The organism is Streptomyces sp. H51, assembly GCF_035656535.1.
Classification (GTDB): domain Bacteria; phylum Actinomycetota; class Actinomycetes; order Streptomycetales; family Streptomycetaceae; genus Streptomyces.
Map to the genome: position 1 here is coordinate 63,961 of NZ_JAYMHD010000076.1, position 22,178 is coordinate 86,138.

The following is a 22,178-nucleotide window of genomic DNA, read 5'->3' on the forward strand; positions in this document are numbered from 1 at the left end:
GTGGCGAGATTTCACCTCCCGGCAATCCGGGCCCGTACGATCGCGCCATGGCAAAGGCACCCGTTCTCACCCCGCAGACGGACGACTTCCCGCGCTGGTACCAGGATCTGATCAGCAAGGCGGAGCTGGCCGACAACGGACCGGTGCGCGGCACCATGGTCATCCGACCGTACGGCTACGGGCTGTGGGAGCGGATGCAGGCCGAGATGGACGCCCGCATCAAGGCCACCGGCACCCAGAACGCGTACTTCCCGCTGCTGATCCCGCAGTCGTACCTCACCAGGGAGGCCGATCACGTCGAGGGGTTCGCGCCCGAGCTCGCCGTGGTCACGCACGGCGGCGGCAAGGAGCTGGAGGAGCCCGCCGTCGTCCGGCCCACCTCCGAGATGATCGTCAACGAGTACTTCGCCAAGTGGGTGCAGAGCTACCGCGACCTGCCGCTGCTGATCAACCAGTGGGCGAACGTGGTGCGTTGGGAACTGCGGCCGCGGCTGTTCCTGCGCACGACGGAGTTCCTGTGGCAGGAGGGCCACACCGCGCACGCCACCTTCGAGGAGGCCCGCGACTTCGCCGCGCACATCCACCGCCGGGTCTACGAGGACTTCATGGTGAACGTCCTGGCGATGGACGTCGTCCCGGGCCGCAAGACGGCCCGGGAGCGCTTCGCCGGCGCCGTCAACACCCTGACCCTCGAAGGCATGATGGGCGACGGCAAGGCGCTGCAGATGGCCACCAGCCACGAGCTGGGCCAGAACTTCGCCAAGGCCTTCGACACCCGGTACCTGTCGAAGGACGGCCGGCAGGAACTGGTCTGGCAGACCTCCTGGGGCTCCACCACCCGCATGATCGGCGCCCTGGTGATGATGCACGGCGACGACAACGGCCTCCGGGTCCCGCCGCGCCTCGCCCCGACCCAGGTCGTCGTGGTGGCGGTCAAGGACGACGACGCGGTGGTGACCGCGGTCCGCGGGATCGGCGACCGGCTGCGCGCGGCCGGTCTGCGCGTGACGGTGGACGACCGCACGGACACGCCGTTCGGACGTCGTGCCGTCGACTGGGAGCTCAAGGGCGTGCCGGTGCGCGTCGAGGTCGGCCCGCGCGACCTGGCGGCAGGCACCGCGATGCTGGTCCGCCGGATCCCGGGCGGCAAGGAGCCCGTCGCGCTGGACGCGCTCGCCGCCCTGCTCCCGGCGATCCTCGAAGAGGACCAGGCGCTGCTGCTGGCGCAGTCCCGCGAGCGCCGCGAGTCCCGCACGGCGGAGGTGTCGACCCTCGCGCAGGCCGTCGAGGCTGTCGGGTCCGCAGGCGCCGGCGGCTGGGCGCGCGTCCCGTGGGCGGCCCTCGGCGAGGAGGGCGAGGCCGCGCTGGCCGAGCACGGGATGACCGTACGGTGTCTGGTCGCCGAGGACGGGTCGGTTCCGGCGGCCGACGACGCACCCGGTAACGTCGCGGTCGTCGCACGCGCTTACTGATACGGCGCCCTCCGTCACCCGTGCGGCCGAAACGCCTCTTGCGCATCCACGCATCGCGGCCGCACCGGCGCGTGGACATCGTCCGCTCACCGGTGCGTACCGGGAACTACGCACCAGCTTGGTAGGAGCTGTGCCGCTTCTCCGCAGATCAGCGCACCCGCCCTCGTCAGGACGCATCAGCGGCAACTGACGGGTAAGTGCAAATTATTTGGGATGCCCCGGAATCGGAACACAGTGGCACTCCCGCTCGTTGTCATTACGTGAGCACGACACAGACACCACCTGTTCTCGCCGCAGAGCTGGCAGAGGCGTGGGCCGACATTCAGCGGTACCACCCCGAGCTGCCCGATCTGGCCGCGCCCGAGTCCCTGATCGGAGAGTCGTCGTCCGCGTGCGGTCACGAGCTCTCCTTCGAGCGACTGCTGCATGAGGCAGTCCATGGCATCGCCGCCGCGCGCGGTGTGCGCGACACGTCCCGCGCCGGCCGCTACCACAACCGCAGATTCCTCGCCATCGCCGAGGAGCTGGGCCTGGACCACCCCGAGGAACCGCACCCCAGCAGCGGTTTCTCGCTGGTCACGCTCAGCCCCGAGGCCAAGGGCCGCTACCGCCCGACGATCGAGCGGCTGCAGCGCGCCCTGAAGGCCCACACGGCCGCCACCTCCGCCGACACCTCCCGCACCTTCCGCGGCCCGGCCGCCCGCCACGGCTCCTCCGGGGGTGGTGTGCGGGTCAAGGCCGTCTGCGACTGCGGCCGCAACGTACGGGTCGTCCCGTCCGTGCTGGCCCAGGCGCCGATCGTGTGCGGCGGCTGCGGGAAGCCGTTCCGGATCCCCGAGGTCGCGGGAGCGGCGTAACCGCTCGGGTCGTACCGGCATCTCGTGGCTGCCGGTGCCGCGTGCGGCACGAGGGGCGCCGCCCTCCTCGGCGCCCCCCTCGCCACGCCGGCCGCGCATCCGGTGACCCCACCACCGCGCCGGGTGCCGATCAGGCGTGCCCGGGGACGGCCCGGCCGCCCCCCGGAGGAAGGGACCCGCCGGGTATGGCAGAATGGTCAGCTGTACTCGACAGCCGCACAGGACCCCTCTCTCCTCCGGCTGACGCGTCCACTCGGGCACTCGGGTACCGCAACCCCACGCGGCCGTCTCGCCGTGCCCAACCACGTCAAATCCAGGAGAACCCACTCCCGTGGCAGTCAAGATCAAGCTGAAGCGTCTGGGCAAGATCCGTTCGCCTCACTACCGCATCGTCGTCGCCGACTCCCGCACCCGTCGTGACGGTCGTGCGATCGAGGAGATCGGCCTGTACCACCCGGTGCAGAACCCCTCGCGCATCGAGGTCGACGCCGAGCGCGTGGCGTACTGGCTCTCCGTCGGCGCCCAGCCGACCGAGCCCGTTCTCGCCATCCTGAAGAAGACCGGCGACTGGCAGAAGTTCAAGGGCGAGCCCGCCCCGGCTCCGCTGCTGCAGCCGGCCGAGAAGGCCACGCGTCCGTCGTTCGAGGCCCTCGGTGGCGAAGACGAGGGCAAGGGTGAGGCCATCACCCAGAAGAAGAAGGCTGAGAAGAAGGACGACGCAGCCGCTGCGTCCTCTTCGTCTGAGTCGACCGAGGCCTGAGCATGCTCGAGGAGGCTCTCGAGCACCTCGTGAAGGGCATCGTCGACAACCCTGACGATGTGCAGGTCGCCTCGCGCAACCTGCGCCGCGGGCGCGTGCTCGAGGTCCGGGTCCACCCGGACGACCTCGGCAAGGTGATCGGCCGCAACGGTCGCACCGCGCGCGCTCTGCGCACCGTCGTGGGCGCCATCGGCGGCCGCGGTGTCCGCGTCGACCTCGTCGACGTCGACCACGTCCGCTGACGCCGAAACGCAGCACGCAGCACCGGCTCGGGCCGGGGAAGGCCAGTGAGCCGTCCCCGGCCCGTAGTCGTATGACAGGAGACCCAAACAAGTGCAGCTGGTAGTCGCGCGGATCGGCCGCGCCCACGGCATCAAGGGCGAGGTCACCGTCGAGGTCCGTACCGACGAGCCGGAGCTGCGGCTCGCGCCCGGCGCCGTCCTGTCCACGGATCCCGCCCCGGTGGGACCGCTCACCATCGAGACCGGCCGCGTGCACAGCGGCCGCCTGCTCCTGCGCTTCGAGGGCGTCGCCGACCGCAACGCCGCCGAGGCCCTGCGCAACACCCTCCTGATCGCCGAGATCGACCCGGAGGAGCTGCCCGAGGAGGAGGACGAGTACTACGACCACCAGCTCATCGACCTCGACGTGGTGACGAAGGACGGCGTGGAGGTGGGCCGGATCACCGAGATCTCGCACCTGCCCTCGCAGGACCTGTTCATCGTGGAGCGGCCCGACGGCAGCGAGGTGATGATCCCGTTCGTCCAGGAGATCGTCACCGAGATCGACCTCGAGGAGCAGAAGGCCGTCATCGACCCGCCCCCCGGCCTGATCGACGACCGGGCGGAGACCGCCTCCAGCAGGGACGAGGACGAGGGCGCATGAGACTCGACGTCGTCACGATCTTCCCCGAGTACCTCGAGCCGCTGAACGTCTCCCTGGTCGGCAAGGCACGCGCGCGGGGACAGCTGGACGTGCACGTCCACGACCTGCGCTCCTGGACCTACGACCGCCACAACACCGTGGACGACACCCCGTACGGCGGCGGCCCCGGCATGGTCATGAAGACCGAGCCCTGGGGGGACGCCCTCGACGAGATCCTCGCCGACGGCTACGAGACGGGCTCCCGCGCGCCCGCCCTGATCGTCCCCACCCCCAGCGGCCGGCCCTTCACCCAGGAACTCGCCGTCGAACTCTCCGAGCGCCCCTGGCTGATCTTCACCCCGGCTCGCTACGAGGGCATCGACCGCCGCGTCGTCGACGAGTACGCGACCCGCGTGCCCGTCTACGAGGTGTCCATCGGCGACTACGTCCTCGCCGGCGGCGAGGCGGCCGTCCTCGTCGTCACCGAGGCGGTGGCCCGGCTGCTGCCCGGCGTCCTCGGCAACGCCGAGTCCCACCGCGACGACTCCTTCGCCCCCGGCGCCATGGCCAACCTCCTCGAAGGCCCCGTCTACACCAAGCCGCCCGAGTGGCGCGGCCGCCCCATACCCGACGTGCTGCTCAGCGGCCACCACGGGAAGATCGCGCGCTGGCGCCGCGACGAGGCCCTGCGGCGCACCACGGCCAACCGGCCCGACCTCATCGAACGGTGCGAGCCGAAGGCCTTCGACAAGAAGGACCGCGAGATGCTCTCGATCCTGGGCTGGTCCCCCGACCCGGCGGGGGAGCCGTACGGCCGATTTTGGCGCAGGCCGCAGGGCGTGGAAGAATAAGCCGCTGCTGTGCGCCGTCCGGTGTGGCGCCCCTGCCACAGGGGGACACGACGCCCGCCCCGACCGCGCACGGCTCCGTTCCGAAATCCACGTTCCCGTTGATGACCTGTGGCATCAGCGAAGAAAGCAGACGAAATGTCTCACCTGCTCGACACCGTCGACGCCGCGTCGCTGCGCAGCGACATCCCGGCCTTCCGCCCGGGTGACACCGTCAACGTCCACGTCCGCGTCATCGAGGGCAACCGCTCCCGTGTGCAGCAGTTCAAGGGCGTGGTGATCCGCCGCCAGGGTTCCGGCGTGCGCGAGACCTTCACCGTCCGCAAGGTCTCCTTCTCCGTCGGCGTCGAGCGCACCTTCCCGGTGCACACCCCGATCGTGGAGAAGATCGAGCTCGTCACCCGCGGTGACGTGCGTCGCGCCAAGCTGTACTACCTGCGCGAGCTGCGCGGCAAGGCGGCGAAGATCAAGGAGAAGCGCGACAACTGAGCGCTTCCGGGTGGTCTCAGCGGGGCGGATAGCATCTGACCCCGATGGACACCGAAGCACAGCCGACGGAGCGCGACCGCTCCTCACGCCCTTCCGGCCCCGGGGACACCCCGGACAGCCAAGGGCGCGAGGGGCGGTCGCGTTCGTCGTGGGCGGCGCGGATCACCGACTGGCTGCCCGGCGGGCGGATCACCCTGACCCTGCTGGCCTGCCTGGCGTTCCTGCTGCTCCTCAGCACGTTCGTGGCGCAACCTTTCCAGATTCCGAGCCTGTCCATGGAACAGGGATTGAGGATCGGGGACCGCGTTCTCGTAAACAAGTTGGCGTACCGTTTCGGTGCCGAGCCGCGGCGGGGCGATGTGGTCGTGTTCGACGGAACCGGGTACTTCGGGGACGCCGACTACATCAAGCGCGTTGTGGGTGTGGGGGGAGACCATGTGGTCTGCTGCGACGAAGAGGGCAGGATCGAGGTGAACGGCCGGCCGGTCGACGAGTCGGGTTTCCTGTACCCCGGTGACAGTCCGTCCACGGTGCCCTTCGACGTCGTCGTGCCCGACGGCACTCTCTTCGTCCTCGGCGACCACCGCGGCGACTCCGCCGACTCCCGCGACCACCTGGGTTCGCCCGGCGGCGGCATGATCCCCGTCGGGCGGGTCGTCGGCCGCGCGGACTGGATCGTGTGGCCGTCCGCCCGCTGGGCCCGTCTGCACCGCCCCGGCGCCTACGCGCGCGTGCCCGCGGGCGGCGGACCGTCACCCGCGCCCGGCCCGGTGACGGCGGCGACGGACGGTGACCATGGGTAACCGCGGCAAACCGCGCCGCACGGGGCCGAACGGCCCCTTCGGCACCGAGGACCTGCTGCCCACCGGCACCCGCCGCACCTCCGCCCCGTCCGCGGGCGGCCGCAGCCGCGCCGAGCGGCGCAAGCTCCAGCGCAAGGTGAAGCGGAAGCGCAGGCGCGGCGCGGTCAAGGAGATACCGCTCCTCGTCGGCGTCGCCGTCCTCATCGCACTGGTCCTGAAGACCTTCCTGGTCCAGGCGTTCGTGATCCCGTCCGGCTCCATGGAGCAGACGATCCGCATCGGCGACCGGGTCCTGGTGGACAAGTTCACGCCATGGTTCGGCTCCAAGCCCCAGCGCGGGGACGTCGTCGTCTTCAAGGACCCCGGCGGCTGGCTCCAGGACGAGCAGACCACGACGACGAAGAACGACCCCGTCGTCGTCAAGCAGGTGAAGGAGGGGCTGACCTTCATCGGCCTGCTGCCGTCCGCCGACGACAAGGACCTCATCAAACGGGTCGTCGGCGTGGGCGGCGATCACGTCAAGTGCTGCGACAGCCAGGGGCGCGTCACCGTCAACGGCGCGCCGTTGAACGAGGGCGACTACCTGTACCCCGGGAACACCCCGTCCGACCAGCGGTTCGACATCACCGTCCCGCAGGGGCGGCTGTGGGTGATGGGCGACCACCGGGCCAACTCCGCGGACTCCCGGGCGCACCGGAACACCGACTACGGCGGCACGGTCTCCGAGGACTCGGTGGTGGGCCGGGCCATGGTCATCGCCTGGCCGATCGGCCACTGGACCACCTTGCAGGAACCTAAAACTTTCGCCTCGGTGTCCGACTCCGTGTCGGGGACGACCGCGTCCTCCCGGCTGTCGCATAGGGTTGCATCCGACGAACCGAACGGAACGATCCGACTCCCGAGCCCTGCGGAACTCCCGCTCGTTATGGGAGTAGTGGGCCTGCGCCGCGCATGGGGCAGGCGGCGGCAGAGAGTAAGGAGTTGGCGTGGGGGATGTGGCGGTTGGCGCACGGTCCGGACACGACGGCGAGGAGCACCGCGGACGCCCCGCGGAGTCGGCCGTCCCGGCCGCGGACGGCGCCGTGACCCCCGGCAGTGACGCCGGGGCGGCCCAGGACGGCCCCGCGGACGAGCCCACCGGCGAGCAGGGCTCCGGACCGCGGGACGACTGGCCCGGCGACTCGCCCCCCAGGCAGCGCAAGCAGCGTTCCTTCTGGAAGGAACTGCCCATCCTGATCGGCATCGCGCTGGTGCTCGCGCTGCTGATCAAGACGTTCCTGGTGCAGGCGTTCTCGATCCCGTCCGACTCGATGCAGAACACCCTCCAGCAGGGTGACCGCGTCCTCGTCGACAAGCTGACGCCCTGGTTCGGCTCCGAGCCCGAGCGCGGCGAGGTCGTCGTCTTCCACGACCCCGACAACTGGCTGGCGGGCGAGCCCACACCCAACCCGAACGCGCTGCAGAAGGTGCTCAGCTGGATCGGCCTGATGCCGTCCGCCGAGGAGAAGGACCTCATCAAGCGCGTCATCGGCGTCGGCGGCGACACGATCTCCTGCAAGGGCAGCGGCCCGGTGAAGGTCAACGGCAAGGCGCTGAACGAGACCTCGTACGTCTACGCGGGCAACACGCCCTGCAGCGTCGACGACCAGGGCGGCCAGTTCACGGTGAAGGTCCCCAAGGGCTACATCTGGGTCATGGGCGACCACCGCCAGAACTCGCGCGACTCCCGCTACAACCGGGACGACAAGCACAACGGCATGGTCCCGGTGAGCAAGGTCGTCGGCCGCGCCGTCGTCATCGCCTGGCCGGTCAACCGCTGGGACACCCTCCCGGTCCCGGACACCTTCGACCAGCCGGGCCTGAACGACCGGTCGTCGGCGTCCGCCGCCCTGACGGCCGCCCCGGCCGCGCTGGCGCTGGCCGGTGCGGTGCCGGTGGTGCTGTGGCGGCGCCGGCGCGGCGCGGCGGCGGAGAACGGCTGAGGCCGCTGAGGCCCGCCCGACGTGCGCCCGGCCGCGGGTGAAACACCGGCGGGGCTTGTGACCGTGGTCATTCCACAAGGGCTGACCGGGTCACGTACCGCCGGGTAGGGTGCGGATCCATGGGTGGCGAGAGCACAACGCGTACGGCCCCGCGCAGCGGCGGCACAGGCACCGGCCCGGTGGGCGGCAGGACCGGACAGCGACTGTCCGGGCTGGCCGTCGCGCTGGGCATTGTGCTGTTCCTCGGAGGGTTCGCCTGGGGAGCGGTGGTCTACCGCCCCTACACGGTGCCCACCAGTTCGATGTCGCCGACGATCGGCGCCGGCGACCGGGTGCTGGCGCAGCGGGTCGACGGCGGTGAGGTCCGCCGGGGCGACGTCGTCATCTTCAAGGACAAGAGCTGGGTCACCAACGCCGCCGTGGTCAAGCGCGTGGTCGCGGTCGGCGGCGACAAGGTCTCCTGCTGCACGGACGGCAAGCTGACCGTCAACGGCAAGCAGATCGACGAGCCGTACCTGCCCGCGGGTACCCTGGCCGAGATCAAGAACTTCCCCACTGTCACCGTTCCCAAGGGCAGGCTGTTCCTGCTCGGCGACGAGCGGCAGGGTTCCCTGGACTCCACCGCCCACCTCACGGACGCCGCGGGCGGCACGGTCGCGCGCGGTGCCGTGACGGCCCGCGTCGACGCCGTGGTCTGGCCGATGGACGGCATGCTGAAGAAGCCGACCGGGTTCGAAGTCCTCGGCGAGCTGTCCACGCCGGGTCCGCTGCGCACGATCGTCACCATGATCGTGGTCGGCGCGGTGCTCGTCCTCGGCGGCGGCGCGTACGGGCCCGTCGCCGAGCGGCTTGGGGGCCGTCGCTCGCGTACCGGGACGGAGCCCGTGGGTGTCCGCTGAGGAATCCGGTCCGGACGGGCTGCGCAAGGTCGCCCGCGTGGTCCTGCTCGACCCGCACGACCGCATCCTGCTCCTGCACGGCCACGAGCCGGACGATCCGTCCGACGACTGGTGGTTCACGCCCGGCGGCGGTCTGGAGGGCGCCGAGACTCGTGAGGAGGCCGCTCTCAGGGAACTCGCCGAGGAGACCGGCATCACCGAGGTGGAACTCGGTCCGGTGCTGTGGCGGCGGACGTGCTCGTTCCCGTTCGCGGGCCGTCGCTGGGACCAGGACGAGTGGTACTACCTGGCCCGTACGAGCCAGACCGTGATCGAGGCCGCGGCGCTCACGGAGCTGGAACGGCGCAGCGTCGCCGGAGCGCGCTGGTGGACGTGTCAGGAACTGACCCGGGCACATGAGACGGTGTATCCGACCAGACTCGCCGAGCTGCTGCGCAGGCTGCTCGACGAAGGTCCCCCGGCCGGGCCCGTGACCCTGGACACCGAAATCGTCTAGGGGCTGGCGGGACTGGCGCACAATGGTGGGATCGCACGGCTGAAGGGGAACATGCCATGAGCGCCGAGGACCTCGAGAAGTACGAGACCGAGATGGAGCTGAAGCTCTACCGGGAGTACCGCGATGTCGTCGGTCTGTTCAAATACGTGATCGAGACCGAGCGCCGCTTCTACCTGACCAACGACTACGAGATGCAGGTGCACTCGGTCCAGGGCGAGGTGTTCTTCGAGGTGTCGATGGCGGATGCCTGGGTCTGGGACATGTACCGGCCGGCTCGTTTCGTGAAGCAGGTCCGCGTCCTCACATTCAAGGACGTGAACATCGAGGAGCTGAACAAGAGCGACCTGGAGCTTCCCGGAGGGTGACGGAGTTGTCCACAACCGGTGAGTAGTCCACCGGGCCCGGCACGGTCGGGCCGGATGCGTGACGGTTGGCGCCGGAGGTGGTGCCGACATGAACGCACGAGGCGCACTCGGCAGGTACGGCGAGGAACTCGCCGCGCGACGGCTGACCGAGGCCGGGATGACCGTTGTGGAACGCAACTGGCGGTGCGGCCGGACGGGTGAGATCGACATCGTGGCCAGGGACGGCGACGTCCTGGTGATCTGCGAGGTCAAGACCCGCCGGGCGGGCTCCTTCGAGCATCCGATGGCGGCGGTCACCGCGGCCAAGAGCGACCGGCTGCGGGGGCTGGCGGAGCGCTGGGCGCAGGAGCACGGAGGCGCTCCACCGGGCGGCGTCCGCATCGACCTGATCGGCGTCCTGCTCCCCGACCGCGGCGCCGCCGTGGTCGAGCACGCCCGGGGGGTGGCGTGATGGGGTTCGCCCGCACGTGCTCGGTGGCGCTGGTCGGCGTCGAGGGCGTACTGGTCGAGGTCCAGGCCGATCTCGAACCGGGCGTGGCGGCGTTCACGCTGGTGGGCCTGCCGGACAAGAGCCTGTCGGAGAGCCGGGACCGGGTACGGGCGGCCGTGGTCAACTCGGGCGGCGAGTGGCCGCAGAAGAAACTGACGGTGGGGCTCAGCCCGGCCTCGGTGCCCAAGGCCGGCAGCGGTTTCGACCTCGCCGTGGCGTGTGCGGTGCTCGGCGCCGCCGAGCGGATCGACCCGCGGGTGCTCGCCGACATCGTGATGATCGGCGAACTCGGGCTCGACGGACGGGTACGGCCGGTGCGGGGCATCCTCCCGGCGGTGCTGGCCGCGGCGGACGCCGGCTACGAGCAGGTGGTCGTGCCGGAGTGCGCCGCCGCCGAGGCGTCCCTGGTGCCCGGCGTGTCGGTGCTCGGAGTGCGCACCCTGCGGCAGCTGATCGCCGTGCTGGCCGACGAACCCGTGCCCGAGGAGGAACCGGACGAGCAGGGCCGCCCGGACCCGCTCCTCGCGGGCCTGCGGGTGCCGGGCACCGGCGCGGCCACCGGGAGTTCCGGCGCGGGCACCGCACCCCACGACCAGGGCCACGACCTGGCCGACGTGGTGGGACAGCTCTCGGCGAGGACGGCGGTGGAGGTCGCCGCGGCGGGCGGCCACCACCTGTTCCTGGAAGGCCCGCCCGGCGCCGGGAAGACGATGCTGGCGGAGCGGCTGCCCGCCGTGCTGCCCCGGCTCACCCGCCAGGAGTCCCTGGAGGTCACCGCGGTGCACTCGGTGGCCGGACTGCTGCCGCCGGGCAGGCCCCTGATCGACGCGGCCCCCTACTGCGCCCCGCATCACTCGGCGACCATGCAGGCGCTGGTGGGAGGCGGCCCCAGCACCGCCCGGCCCGGCGCCGTGTCGCTGTCCCACCGGGGCGTCCTGTTTCTGGACGAGACGCCCGAATTCAGCAGCAAGGCCCTCGACGCGCTGCGGCAGCCGCTGGAGGCCGGGCACGTGGTGATCGCCCGCAGCGCCGGTGTGGTGCGGTTCCCGGCGAAGTTCCTCATGGTGCTCGCGGCCAACCCCTGTCCGTGCGGTCGCTTCTCGCGGACCGACGACTTCTGCGAGTGTCCGCCCTCGGTGATCCGCCGCTACCAGGCCCGGCTGTCCGGACCGCTGCTCGACCGCGTCGACCTGCGGGTGGAGGTCGACCGCGTCACCCGCGCCGAACTGACCGGGCACGGTGCCCGGGGCGAGACCACGGCGACGGTCGCCGACCGGGTGCGGGCGGCCAGGGAGCGGGCGGCGGCCCGGCTCGCGGGCACCCCGTGGCGCACCAACGGCGAGGTGCCCGGCCGGGAACTGCGCGGCCGCTGGCACGCCGCGGCGGGCGCGATGGACGAGGCGGAACGCCACCTGGAGCGGGGCGTGCTGACCGCACGCGGCATCGACCGCGTGCTGCGGGTCGCCTGGACCGTCGCCGACCTGGCCGGCCACGACCGGCCCGGCGCGACGGACGTCGCCCTGGCGCTGCAACTGCGCACCGGCGTGCCCCGAGGGGTGCCCATGGCGATCGGGGCGCTGACATGAGCACCGGCACGGGCGGCACCGGCACCGCCGCCGGCCGCGACCGGGACGGCGGCGACCGCGTCGCGAACCGCGACAACGGCGACCGGGACCGCGACAACCGCGTCGGGAACCGCGACCGCGATGACCGCGACCGTGACAACCGCGTCGGGAACCGCGACCGCGATGACCGCGATGACCGCGACGACCGCGGCCGTGAGCTGCTCGCCCGTGTCTTCCTCGCCCGGGTCGCCGAGCCGGGCGACGAGGCGGTCGGGCGCTGGGTGCGGGAGTACGGGGTGTGTGAGGTCGCCCGGCGCCTGGCGGGGGACCGTGCCCCCCTGCCGGGGATCAGCCGGCGGCGGTGGGACGGGCTGCGGGCCCGGGCCGAGCGCGCCGACGCCCGGCGGGACCTCGCTCTGGCCGGTGACGTGGGGGCGCGGTTCGTGGCGCCCGGGGACGTGGAATGGCCGGGGCAGCTCGACGACCTGGGGGACGCGCGGCCCCTGGGCCTGTGGGTGCGGGGACGGCCCAGCCTGCGGATCTGGGCGCTCAGATCGGTCGCCCTCGTGGGCGCCCGCGCCTGCACCGAGTACGGCGCGCACATGGCCGCCGACCTCGCCGCGGGCCTCGCCGAACGCGGCTGGGTGGTGGTCTCCGGCGGCGCCTACGGAGTCGACGGCGCCGCCCACCGCGGCGCGCTCGGGGCGGGCGGCGCCACCGTCGCCGTACTCGCCTGCGGGGTCGACCGGCCCTACCCCCGTGGCCACACCGCGCTGATCACCAGGATCGCGGAGCAGGGACTCGTGATCGGGGAACTGCCGCCCGGCGATCACCCGACGCCGAGCAGGTTCATCGTGCGCAACAGGGTGATCGCCGCGCTGACCCGGGGCACCGTGGTCGTCGAGGCCGCCCGCCGCAGCGGCTCGCTGGCCACGGCGCGGGCCGCGCAGCGCCTGGGCCGCCACACGATGGGCGTCCCGGGGCCGGTGACCAGCAGTCTCTCCGCGGGCGTGCACGAACTGCTGCGCTCGGAGGGGGTACTGGTCACCGATGCCGCTGAGGTCGCCGAACTGGTCGGTGACATGGGAGAACTGGCGCCCGTACGCCACGGCCCGGTGCTGCCCCGCGACCTCCTCGAACCCGCGGCCCGCCGCGTCCTCGCCGCGCTGCCCGGCCGCGGCACCGCGCCGCCGGGCGAGATCGCCCGGGGCGCGCAGACCACGCAGGACGACGCCATCGCCAGACTGTACGAACTCCGATCACTCGGTTACGTCGAACGACATGGCGACGACTGGAAGTTGACACGCCAGGCGATGATCTCGGTCCGCGCCGACCCCGGCCCGTGCTGACCGAGCGTGTTCGGCCGTCCGGGGGAGGCCGGACACCTGTGGAAATTCCCGCAGTTGGCACGCCGCGCCGATCACGCAGAGCGATCGGCGCGCCCCGGCGTGCCTCACGGAACGTATCTGCGGACGCGTGGCACTCCGCCCTTCGCGCACCGCGACGCCGCAGTCACGCTACGCTCACGAGGATCCCGGCGCAGACCGGCCACGGCAGGCAATCTCGACACTCGACACCCAAGCGACAGCTCCCCCAGGCATCCCCACTTCACGGCAGAACGGCACAAGGCGACGAATGCCCCAGCACACCTCCGGGTCCGACCGGGCGGCGATCCCCCCAGCCGCCCGCGACGGTGGCAGCGTGCGGCCGCCCGCTCCCTCGACGCTCGACGAGCTGTGGCGGTCGTACAAGGCGACGGGAGACGAGCGGCTGCGGGAGCAGCTGATCCTGCACTACTCGCCCCTGGTGAAGTACGTGGCGGGCCGGGTGAGCGTCGGTCTGCCGCCCAACGTGGAACAGGCCGACTTCGTCTCCTCCGGGGTCTTCGGGCTCATCGACGCGATCGAGAAGTTCGACGTCGACCGGGAGACCAAGTTCGAGACCTACGCGATCACCCGCATCAGGGGCGCGATGATCGACGAGCTGCGGGCGCTCGACTGGATCCCGCGGTCGGTGCGGCAGAAGGCTCGGAACGTGGAACGGGCGTACGCCGCGCTGGAGGCACGGCTCAGGCGCACCCCGACCGAGGGGGAGGTGGCCACCGAACTGGGCTTCACCGTGGAGGAACTCCATTCGGTGTTCAGCCAGTTGTCGCTGGCCAACGTGGTGGCCCTGGAAGAGCTGCTGCACGTCGGGGGAGAGGGCGGCGACGGGCTCAGCGTGATGGACACGCTGGAGGACACCGCCGCCGCCGACCCCGTGGAGGTCGCCGAGGACCGCGAGCTCAGGCGGTTTCTGGCGCGGGCGATCAACACCCTGCCCGAACGCGAGAAGACCGTCGTCACGCTCTACTACTACGAGGGGCTCACGCTCGCCGAGATCGGCAACGTGCTCGGTGTCACCGAGAGCCGGGTCAGCCAGATCCACACCAAGTCGGTGCTGCAGCTGCGGGCGAAGCTGGCGGCCTTCGGCCGCTGAGCGACGCGTCACTCCCGCCGGCGGCGGTGCGTCCGTAGAGTGTTCGGCGTGCCAAGGATTCGAGCGGCCTCCGTGGCCGAGCACAGGTCGATGCAGCGAGCCGCCCTGCTGGACGCGGCCCGGTCCCTGTTGTCCGAGGGCGGGACGGAGGCGCTGACCTTCCCGGCCCTCGCCGAGCGCACGGGCCTCGCGCGATCGTCGGTGTACGAGTACTTCCGCTCGCGCGCCGCGGTCGTCGAGGAGCTGTGCGAGGTCGACTTCCCCGTCTGGGCGGCGGAGGTCGCCGCGGCGATGGAGCTCGAGCGCACGCCGGAGGCCAAGGTCGAGGCGTACGTGCGCAGGCAGCTGGCGCTGGTGGGCGACCGGCGGCACCGGGCCGTGGTCGCGATCTCGGCGAGCGAACTCGACGCCGGCGCCCGGGAGAAGATCCGGGCCGCGCACGGCGGCCTCGTCGCGCTGATCGTCGAGGCCCTCGGTGAGATGGGGCACGCCGAGCCGCGGCTGGCCGCGATGCTGCTCCAGGGCGTCGTGGACGCGGCCGTACGGCGGACCGAGCTGGGGGCGGCCGAGGACCCGGCGGCGATCACGGAGGCTGCCGTGGCGATGGCACTGCGCGGCGTACGCGGCTGACCCCGCAAGCCCCGCGGCGCCCCGCAGACCTCGCGAGCCCCGCAGACCCCGCGGTCACGACGGCGGACGGCACGCGAACTGCAGGCGAAGGGCACGCGGACGTCACGTGGACGTCACGGCGGGGCGGCACACGGTCGCCGCGCCGCGGAGGGACGGCGTGCGGTCGCGGCGCCGACGAGGCCCGGTCATGGCTGCACCGCGGTCCGCGGCCATGGCGACGGCCCGGCCGCCTCGCGGCAGCGGCCCCGGTCCGCGCCGGCGGCTACGCGCGGCGGCTACGGCAGCGGCACCCCGAGTACCGGCAGCAGGCGGGACGGTCCCCGGCCCAGCAGCCAGGGCGGCAGCAGCGACAGCGGGTCGAGGTAGGTACCGTCCCGGAGCAGCCCCCAGTGCACGCACACCACCGAGCAGTGCGCCGCCGTCGGCTCCACCGTGCCCACCACCTCGCCCGCCGCCACGTCGTCCCCCGTCCGCACCGACGCCCGCACCGGCTCGTACGTCGTCCGCAGCCCGGTGCCCGCCAGCGCCACGGAGACCACGCCCCGGCCCGCCACCCGGCCCGCGAAGGACACCCGGCCCGCCGCCACCGCCCGTACCGGCGTTCCGGCCGTCGCCGCCAGATCCACACCCCGGTGACCCGGTCCGTACACGGTGGCCGGGGGCTGCCAGCCGCGCAGCACCGCCGGCCGGTCGCCCACCGGCCAGACCCGGGCGACGGCGGGCACCGGAGGAACCGACCCGGTCGGCGCAACCGGGGCGTCCGCCCACGCCCAGGGCGCCAGGACGGCCGACACCACCCCCAGCAGCACCGCGCCCGCCCGGCCCGTAGCTCGTTTCGCTCCCATGCCGCAACCGTCCCGCACCCCCGCCGGCCGGGGCCGGAACCTGTGGACCATCACCCGGTTGTGGACAACGGCGTCACCCGGCACCTCGCCGGTCCCGTACACTTCTTCTGGCGATCCGGGTCACCGGGTCGACTTCGCACGCCCCGACACCTGGTGATCACAAGCCGGAGTCAGCGCCCCTCGGTCCCTTGCGGCAAGGCGCACGCGGGCGTCAGGCGCGGGAGCCGTCCGGCATCCGCGGCACAACCGAGAACTTCAAGGAGATACGGCCATGGCCGTCGTCACGATGCGGGAGCTGCTGGAGAGCGGCGTCCACTTCGGTCACCAGACCCGTCGCTGGAACCCGAAGATGAAGCGCTTCATCTTCACCGAGCGCAACGGCATCTACATCATCGACCTGCTCCAGTCGCTGTCGTACATCGACCGCGCCTACGAGTTCGTCAAGGAGACCGTCGCCCACGGCGGCACGGTCATGTTCGTCGGCACGAAGAAGCAGGCGCAGGAGGCCATCGCCGAGCAGGCCACCCGCGTCGGCATGCCCTTCGTCAACCAGCGCTGGCTGGGCGGCATGCTCACCAACTTCTCCACCGTCTACAAGCGTCTGCAGCGCCTGAAGGAGCTGGAGCAGATCGACTTCGAGGACGTCGCGTCCTCCGGTCTGACCAAGAAGGAGCTCCTGGTCCTCTCGCGTGAGAAGGCCAAGCTGGAGAAGACCCTCGGCGGTATCCGCGAGATGCAGAAGGTGCCCAGCGCCGTCTGGATCGTGGACACCAAGAAGGAGCACATCGCGGTCGGCGAGGCCCGCAAGCTCAACATCCCGGTCGTCGCGATCCTCGACACCAACTGCGACCCCGACGAGGTCGACTACAAGATCCCGGGCAACGACGACGCCATCCGCTCCGTCACCCTGCTCACCCGTGTGATCGCCGACGCCGTCGCCGAGGGCCTCATCGCCCGTTCCGGCGTCGCCACCGGCGACAAGGGCGAGAAGGCCGCGGGCGAGCCGCTCGCCGAGTGGGAGCGCGACCTGCTCGAGGGCGAGAAGAAGGCGGACGAGGCCGAGAAGCCCGCCGAGGCCGCCGCTGAGGCCCCCGCCGCGGAGGCCGCCGAGGCCCCCGCCGCCGAGGCCCCCGCCGCCGAGGCCGAGCAGGCCTGACCCGTCAGCGTCCGTGGTGACGGCGGGAGCGGTACCGCAACCGGTACGCCTCCGGCGCGGTGAGGACCGCTCCCGCCGTTCACCCGTTGATCAGCGGAGCGTCAGCGGCATCCCTCCCGATGGGTGCCGCGAACCCCGTAGATCTTCGATCTTCCAGACTTCGAGAAAGATTCAGACTCATGGCGAACTACACCGCCGCCGACGTCAAGAAGCTTCGTGAGCTCACCGGCGCCGGCATGATGGACTGCAAGAAGGCGCTGGACGAGGCCGAGGGCAACGTCGACAAGGCCGTCGAGGCGCTGCGCATCAAGGGCCAGAAGGGCGTCGCCAAGCGCGAGGGCCGCTCCGCCGAGAACGGCGCCGTGGTCTCCATCATCGCCGACGACAACTCCTCCGGCGTCCTGGTCGAGCTGAAGTGCGAGACGGACTTCGTCGCCAAGGGCGACAAGTTCCAGGCCGTCGCCAAGGCCATCGCCGAGCACGTGGCCAAGACCTCCCCGGCCGACATCGAGGCCCTGCTCGCCTCCGAGATCGAGGCCGGCAAGACGGTCCAGGCGTTCGTCGACGAGGCCAACGCCAACCTCGGTGAGAAGATCGTCCTGGACCGCTTCGCGCAGTTCTCGGACGGCTACGTGACGGCGTACATGCACCGCACGATGCCCGACCTGCCCCCGCAGATCGGTGTCCTCGTCGAGTTCGACAAGGAGAACGCCGAGGTCGCCAAGGGCGTCGCCCAGCACATCGCCGCCTTCGCGCCGAAGTACCTCGCCAAGGAGGACGTCCCGGCCGAGGTCGTCGAGTCCGAGCGCCGCATCGCCGAGGAGACCACCCGCGCCGAGGGCAAGCCCGAGGCCGCGATCGGCAAGATCGTCGAAGGCCGCCTCAACGGCTTCTTCAAGGACGCCACGCTGCTCGGTCAGCCGTACGCGCTCGACAACAAGAAGTCCGTCCAGAAGGTCCTGGACGAGGCCGGTGTCACCCTGAAGCGCTTCACGCGCATCAAGGTCGGCATCTGAGTCCGTGCCGCGACGGGCACCCGATCCCTATAGGGTCGGTAGCAGTCGTGCGCGTACGGCGTCGAGCACGCGTGCGTGACGGACAGCAGAACTGACGAGGAGGCCATTGCCGAGCAAGGGTTGCGAACCACCCCCACCGGCAGTGGCCTTCTTCGTATGTGCAACACGTGAAAGAGGCGGATCTCGATGACCACCAAGCCCGAGAAGAGCGACGACGGCAAAGTACGCGGCCGGTTTCTGCTGAAGCTGTCCGGAGAGGCCTTCTCCGGCGGCGGGGGCCTGGGCGTCGACCCCGACGTGGTGCACAAGATCGCCCGCGAGATCGCGGCCGTCGTGCGTGACGGCGCGCAGATCGCGGTCGTCATCGGCGGAGGCAACTTCTTCCGCGGCGCCGAACTCCAACAGCGCGGCATGGACCGGGCCCGCTCGGACTACATGGGCATGCTCGGCACGGTGATGAACTGCCTCGCCCTCCAGGACTTCCTGGAGAAGGAGGGCATCGACAGCCGGGTGCAGACCGCCATCACCATGGGCCAGGTCGCCGAGCCGTACATCCCGCTGCGTGCCGTGCGCCACCTGGAGAAGGGCCGCGTGGTCATCTTCGGCGCCGGTATGGGCATGCCGTACTTCTCCACCGACACCACCGCCGCCCAGCGCGCCCTGGAGATCGACGCCGAGGCGCTGCTGATGGGCAAGAACGGCGTGGACGGGGTCTACGACTCCGACCCGAAGACCAACCCGGACGCCGTCAAGTTCGACTCCCTCGGCTACGGCGAGGTCATCACGCGCGAGCTCAAGGTCGCCGACGCCACCGCCATCACGCTGTGCCGCGACAACAAGCTCCCCATCCTCGTCTTCGAGCTTCTGGTGGAGGGCAATATCGCCCGCGCCGTCAAGGGTGAGAAGATCGGCACGCTGGTGGGTGACCAAGGCAGCCAGGGCTGAGGAGCCTGACCGGGGGATGGACAATGTCCTGCCGGTCGGGAACCGTTCAGGAAGAAGACGCGACGAAGCCGGCCGCCGCCCCCACCAAGGACGCAGCCGGGCCTACTCAAGACACGCAGGAGCAAGTGGTGATCGAAGAGACCCTCCTCGAGGCCGAGGAGAAGATGGAGAAGGCCGTCGTGGTCGCCAAGGAGGACTTCGCCGCGATCCGCACCGGCCGTGCGCACCCGGCGATGTTCAACAAGATCGTGGCCGACTACTACGGCGCGCCGACGCCGATCAACCAGCTGGCTTCGTTCTCCGTGCCGGAGCCGCGCATGGCGGTGGTGACGCCGTTCGACAAGACCGCGCTGCGCAACATCGAGCAGGCGATCCGCGACTCCGACCTGGGCGTCAACCCGAGCAACGACGGCAACATCATCCGCGTGGTGTTCCCCGAGCTGACCGAGGAGCGCCGCCGCGACTACATCAAGGTCGCCAAGCACAAGGCGGAGGACGCGCGGGTGTCCATCCGCTCCGTGCGCCGCAAGGCCAAGGACGCCATCGACAAGCTGATCAAGGACGGCGAGATCGGCGAGGACGAGGGCCGGCGCGCGGAGAAGGAGCTCGACGACACCACGCACAAGTACGTCGCCCAGGTGGACGAGCTCCTCAAGCACAAGGAAGCAGAGCTGCTCGAGGTCTGATGAACGACTCTTCCTGGGGGGCGCCGCCACAAGCCGGGTACTGGGGGCCCTCCGAGCAGGGGGCTGCCCAGGGGGCCGCCCCGGCGGGTCCCGCGTACGATGCGCCTGAGACGCAGCAGACCCGCCCCATGCCCATCGTGCCCGACGTACCCGCCCATGGCGGACACCAGGATGACGACCGAGGGGCCGCTCGGCTGAGCGGCCCCTTGTTCCGCGACGAGACCACGTCGGCGCAGCCGCGAGCGGCGGCGCCGCAGAATCCGGAGCCCATGCCCGACGCCCGTCAGCCCGCACCCCGGCGGCAGAAGAAGAGCGCGGGGCGCGACCTGAGCGCGGCGATAGGCGTCGGCCTCGGGCTCGGCGTGGTGATCATCGCGTCGCTGTTCGTCGTCAAGGCCGCCTTCGTGGGCGTGATCGCGGCCGCCGTCGTGGTGGGCCTGTGGGAACTGACGAGCCGGCTGGCGGAACGCAAGCAGATCAAGGCGCCCCTGGTGCCGCTCGCGGTCGGTGGCGCGGCGATGGTCGTCGCCGGGTACCTCCGGGGCGCCGAGGGCGCCTGGGTGGCGATGGCGCTGACCTCGCTGGCGGTCCTGGTCTGGCGCATGGCGCAGCCGCCGGAGGGCTATCTCAAGGACGTCACGGCGGGCGTCTTCGCCGCCTTCTACGTGCCGTTCCTGGCATCGTTCGTCGCCATGCTGCTGACGGCCGCCGACGGGCCGTGGCGGGTCCTGACGTTCCTGGTGCTGACCGTCGTCAGCGACACCGGCGCGTACGCCGTCGGCTGGCGCTTCGGCACCCACAAACTGGCCCCGCGCATCAGTCCCGGCAAGACCCGCGAGGGCCTGCTCGGGGCGGTGTCGTTCGCGATGGTGGCGGGTGCGCTGTGCATGCAGTTCATGATCGACGACGGCACCTGGTGGCAGGGCCTGCTCCTCGGCCTCGCGGTCGCCGTGAGCGCGACGCTGGGCGACCTCGGCGAGTCGATGATCAAGCGGGACCTGGGCATCAAGGACATGGGCACGCTGCTGCCGGGGCACGGCGGCATCATGGACCGGCTGGACTCCCTGCTTCCGACGGCGCCGGTGGTGTGGCTGCTGATGGTGGCCTTCGTCGGATCCGGCTGACGGGCGTCGGCCGGGTCCGGCTGACGGGGGACCCCGCGGGCTCGCCGTCGTGCGAGTCCGCCCGTGTGCTCGCGGGACGGCCGGCGGCCGGCGCCCGAGCCGGCTCGGGCGCCGGGGTGCGCTGGAGGGCCACCATGGCCACGTCGTCGGTGAGCGGGCCGTCCACGTGCCGGCGGAGGTCGGCGCGGACCGCGGCCAGCAGGGCGTCCGGGGGCAGGCCGGTCCAGTTCCGCAACCGGTCGGCGAGCGGGTAGAAGTCGCCGGCCGGGTTCCGCGCCTCGGTCACGCCGTCGGTGTAGAACACCAGGGTGGCGCCGGTCGGGAAGTCGGTGGTGTCCACCACCACTTCTCCGCCGTTGAGGTCTTCGAGGCCCAACGGGGGCACCGCTGCCGTCGGCTCCAGCGCGACGACCTCTCCGTCGCGCAGCAGCAGGGGCTCGGGATGTCCCAGGTTCACCAGGCGTATCGGCCCTTCGTCGGGCAGCTCGCACATGACGGCGGTCACGAACGACTCGTCCGTGTACGCACCGGAACCGCCGGGGGACGCCTCGGCCGCGGCGGACATCTCCCGCACGTCCTCGTGGAACCCCGCCGCCAGCTCCCGCACCACCGTCGGCAGCGGGCTGCCGTGCCGGACCGACTGCCGGAAGCCGTTCAGCACCGAACTGACCATGTCCAGCGAGGCCAGTCCCTTGCCCTGCACGTCGCCGAGCAGCAGCCGGGAACAGTCCCCGTGCCGGGCGATCGCGTACAGGTCCCCGCCGACGGCGGCCTCTTCCTCCGCCGACTCGTACAGCGAGGCCACGTCGAAGGACCCGATCCGGCGCGGCAGCGGATGCAGCAGCACCCGCTGGGTGACCTCCGCGACCCAGCGGGCCTGTGCCAGCTGCCGCTCCCTGCGCATCCGCGCCGAGGCGGCGGCCACGGCGGCCGCGATGATCAGGACCGTGGTGACCATCTGGACCAGGAAGTTCTCGGTGCCCAGCTGCTGGTTGGACCAGGAGGCCAGGACCACGCACGGCAGCGTCACCGCGGACACGCCGAGCACACCCTCCGGACCGCAGACCGCCGCCGCGAACGCGGGCGCCGCCACCATCAGCGGCCCCAGTCGGATCGAGGGCGTGTTGATCACATCGACCAACAGGAGAAGCACGGGGACGAGCGAGATCGTCACCGCGGGGGGCACGAGCACCCTCCGGGCACCGGCGCGCGACCGCCTGCCGAGGACCTTTCGCATCACGCCCACCTCCGGCCCCCACGCCCTGGTTGTCATCACGTCCGCCGTCACCACGAACCGTCTCTTCAAGAAAACGGGCACCGCCCGCAGGAGAAAAGGGGCTTTTGGTCCCTTAATCGGGAAATGCCCCGCAGCACTTCCCTTTCTTCGCGCAAGTGCCGTACGGATGCA

At 71.4% G+C, this 22,178-nt stretch carries 25 protein-coding genes; 23 read left to right on the forward strand and 2 right to left on the reverse strand.

What is annotated here, in order from left to right:
- Positions 1–47: 47 nt before the first annotated feature.
- From proS to VKA29_RS28645, 18 genes are all read left to right on the forward strand, one after another.
- Positions 48–1,472 carry a proline--tRNA ligase gene (gene proS, locus VKA29_RS28560; RefSeq protein ID WP_324788872.1) on the forward strand — a complete coding sequence of 475 codons (1,425 nt, stop codon included), beginning with the start codon at positions 48–50 and terminating at the stop codon, positions 1,470–1,472.
- Between the two features lie 260 nt (positions 1,473–1,732).
- A complete protein-coding gene (locus tag VKA29_RS28565; protein ID WP_324788873.1) occupies positions 1,733–2,329 on the forward strand; it encodes a hypothetical protein in 597 nt (198 codons plus the stop codon).
- Positions 2,330–2,660: 331 nt separating this feature from the next.
- Positions 2,661–3,089: a 30S ribosomal protein S16 gene (gene rpsP / locus VKA29_RS28570; protein WP_324788874.1), complete on the forward strand. Its 429-nt coding sequence runs from the start codon at positions 2,661–2,663 to the stop codon at positions 3,087–3,089.
- A gap of 2 nt (positions 3,090–3,091) precedes the next feature.
- Positions 3,092–3,331 carry an RNA-binding protein gene (locus VKA29_RS28575; protein WP_003973401.1) on the forward strand — a complete coding sequence of 80 codons (240 nt, stop codon included), beginning with the start codon at positions 3,092–3,094 and terminating at the stop codon, positions 3,329–3,331.
- A gap of 91 nt (positions 3,332–3,422) precedes the next feature.
- The gene (gene rimM / locus VKA29_RS28580; RefSeq protein WP_324788875.1) at positions 3,423–3,974 is read left to right on the forward strand and encodes a ribosome maturation factor RimM; all 552 of its coding nucleotides are present in this window, start codon (positions 3,423–3,425) and stop codon (positions 3,972–3,974) included.
- Positions 3,971–4,804 (forward strand): tRNA (guanosine(37)-N1)-methyltransferase TrmD, encoded by an 834-nt coding sequence (gene trmD / locus VKA29_RS28585; RefSeq protein ID WP_324788876.1) that lies wholly within the window; start codon positions 3,971–3,973, stop codon positions 4,802–4,804. Before rimM ends, trmD begins: the two co-directional genes overlap by 4 nt.
- Before the next feature lie 135 nt (positions 4,805–4,939).
- Positions 4,940–5,290 (forward strand): 50S ribosomal protein L19, encoded by a 351-nt coding sequence (gene rplS, locus VKA29_RS28590; RefSeq protein WP_324788877.1) that lies wholly within the window; start codon positions 4,940–4,942, stop codon positions 5,288–5,290.
- Between the two features lie 44 nt (positions 5,291–5,334).
- Positions 5,335–6,093: a signal peptidase I gene (lepB, locus tag VKA29_RS28595; RefSeq protein ID WP_324788878.1), complete on the forward strand. Its 759-nt coding sequence runs from the start codon at positions 5,335–5,337 to the stop codon at positions 6,091–6,093.
- Positions 6,086–7,192 (forward strand): signal peptidase I, encoded by a 1,107-nt coding sequence (lepB, locus tag VKA29_RS28600; protein WP_324788879.1) that lies wholly within the window; start codon positions 6,086–6,088, stop codon positions 7,190–7,192. Before lepB (VKA29_RS28595) ends, lepB (VKA29_RS28600) begins: the two co-directional genes overlap by 8 nt.
- Positions 7,080–8,075, forward strand: coding sequence for a signal peptidase I (gene lepB / locus VKA29_RS28605; RefSeq protein WP_324788880.1), 996 nt, complete (start codon positions 7,080–7,082; stop codon positions 8,073–8,075). The genes lepB (VKA29_RS28600) and lepB (VKA29_RS28605) overlap by 113 nt, the downstream gene beginning before the upstream one ends.
- Positions 8,076–8,194: 119 nt before the next feature.
- A complete protein-coding gene (gene lepB, locus VKA29_RS28610; protein ID WP_324788881.1) occupies positions 8,195–8,974 on the forward strand; it encodes a signal peptidase I in 780 nt (259 codons plus the stop codon).
- On the forward strand, positions 8,964–9,470 hold the full coding sequence (locus VKA29_RS28615) for an NUDIX hydrolase (protein WP_324788882.1): 507 nt from the start codon (positions 8,964–8,966) through the stop codon (positions 9,468–9,470). Before lepB (VKA29_RS28610) ends, VKA29_RS28615 begins: the two co-directional genes overlap by 11 nt.
- Before the next feature lie 56 nt (positions 9,471–9,526).
- The gene (locus VKA29_RS28620) at positions 9,527–9,835 is read left to right on the forward strand and encodes a DUF2469 domain-containing protein (RefSeq protein ID WP_003965949.1); all 309 of its coding nucleotides are present in this window, start codon (positions 9,527–9,529) and stop codon (positions 9,833–9,835) included.
- A 58-nt stretch (positions 9,836–9,893) separates the two neighbouring features.
- The gene (locus tag VKA29_RS28625; RefSeq protein WP_420718581.1) at positions 9,894–10,286 is read left to right on the forward strand and encodes a YraN family protein; all 393 of its coding nucleotides are present in this window, start codon (positions 9,894–9,896) and stop codon (positions 10,284–10,286) included.
- The gene (locus VKA29_RS28630; RefSeq protein ID WP_324788884.1) at positions 10,286–11,911 is read left to right on the forward strand and encodes a YifB family Mg chelatase-like AAA ATPase; all 1,626 of its coding nucleotides are present in this window, start codon (positions 10,286–10,288) and stop codon (positions 11,909–11,911) included. The genes VKA29_RS28625 and VKA29_RS28630 overlap by 1 nt, the downstream gene beginning before the upstream one ends.
- On the forward strand, positions 11,908–13,239 hold the full coding sequence (gene dprA, locus VKA29_RS28635) for a DNA-processing protein DprA (protein WP_324788886.1): 1,332 nt from the start codon (positions 11,908–11,910) through the stop codon (positions 13,237–13,239). The genes VKA29_RS28630 and dprA overlap by 4 nt, the downstream gene beginning before the upstream one ends.
- Positions 13,240–13,525: 286 nt before the next feature.
- Positions 13,526–14,368: an RNA polymerase sigma factor WhiG gene (gene whiG / locus VKA29_RS28640; protein ID WP_324788887.1), complete on the forward strand. Its 843-nt coding sequence runs from the start codon at positions 13,526–13,528 to the stop codon at positions 14,366–14,368.
- A gap of 72 nt (positions 14,369–14,440) precedes the next feature.
- Positions 14,441–14,998 carry a helix-turn-helix domain-containing protein gene (locus VKA29_RS28645; RefSeq protein ID WP_324788947.1) on the forward strand — a complete coding sequence of 186 codons (558 nt, stop codon included), beginning with the start codon at positions 14,441–14,443 and terminating at the stop codon, positions 14,996–14,998.
- Positions 14,999–15,273: 275 nt separating this feature from the next.
- Here the strand turns inward: VKA29_RS28645 and VKA29_RS28650 are convergent, their stop codons facing one another.
- The gene (locus VKA29_RS28650; protein ID WP_324788888.1) at positions 15,274–15,843 is read right to left on the reverse strand and encodes a M23 family metallopeptidase; all 570 of its coding nucleotides are present in this window, start codon (positions 15,841–15,843) and stop codon (positions 15,274–15,276) included.
- 271 nt (positions 15,844–16,114) lie between these two features.
- Between VKA29_RS28650 and rpsB the strand changes: the two genes are divergently transcribed.
- The 5 genes from rpsB to VKA29_RS28675 all read left to right on the forward strand — a co-directional run bounded on the left by rpsB (position 16,115) and on the right by VKA29_RS28675 (position 20,770).
- A complete protein-coding gene (rpsB, locus tag VKA29_RS28655) occupies positions 16,115–16,999 on the forward strand; it encodes a 30S ribosomal protein S2 (protein ID WP_324788889.1) in 885 nt (294 codons plus the stop codon).
- 179 nt (positions 17,000–17,178) lie between these two features.
- The gene (gene tsf, locus VKA29_RS28660; protein ID WP_324788890.1) at positions 17,179–18,015 is read left to right on the forward strand and encodes a translation elongation factor Ts; all 837 of its coding nucleotides are present in this window, start codon (positions 17,179–17,181) and stop codon (positions 18,013–18,015) included.
- Positions 18,016–18,201: 186 nt separating this feature from the next.
- Positions 18,202–18,960: a UMP kinase gene (pyrH, locus tag VKA29_RS28665; protein WP_324788891.1), complete on the forward strand. Its 759-nt coding sequence runs from the start codon at positions 18,202–18,204 to the stop codon at positions 18,958–18,960.
- 128 nt (positions 18,961–19,088) lie between these two features.
- A complete protein-coding gene (frr, locus tag VKA29_RS28670) occupies positions 19,089–19,646 on the forward strand; it encodes a ribosome recycling factor (RefSeq protein ID WP_324788892.1) in 558 nt (185 codons plus the stop codon).
- Positions 19,646–20,770: a phosphatidate cytidylyltransferase gene (locus tag VKA29_RS28675; protein ID WP_324788893.1), complete on the forward strand. Its 1,125-nt coding sequence runs from the start codon at positions 19,646–19,648 to the stop codon at positions 20,768–20,770. The genes frr and VKA29_RS28675 overlap by 1 nt, the downstream gene beginning before the upstream one ends.
- Here VKA29_RS28675 and VKA29_RS28680 read toward each other — a convergent pair.
- Positions 20,691–22,007 (reverse strand): PP2C family protein-serine/threonine phosphatase, encoded by a 1,317-nt coding sequence (locus VKA29_RS28680; RefSeq protein WP_324788894.1) that lies wholly within the window; start codon positions 22,005–22,007, stop codon positions 20,691–20,693. The two genes, VKA29_RS28675 and VKA29_RS28680, sit on opposite strands and share 80 nt — an antisense overlap.
- Positions 22,008–22,178: the final 171 nt, after the last annotated feature.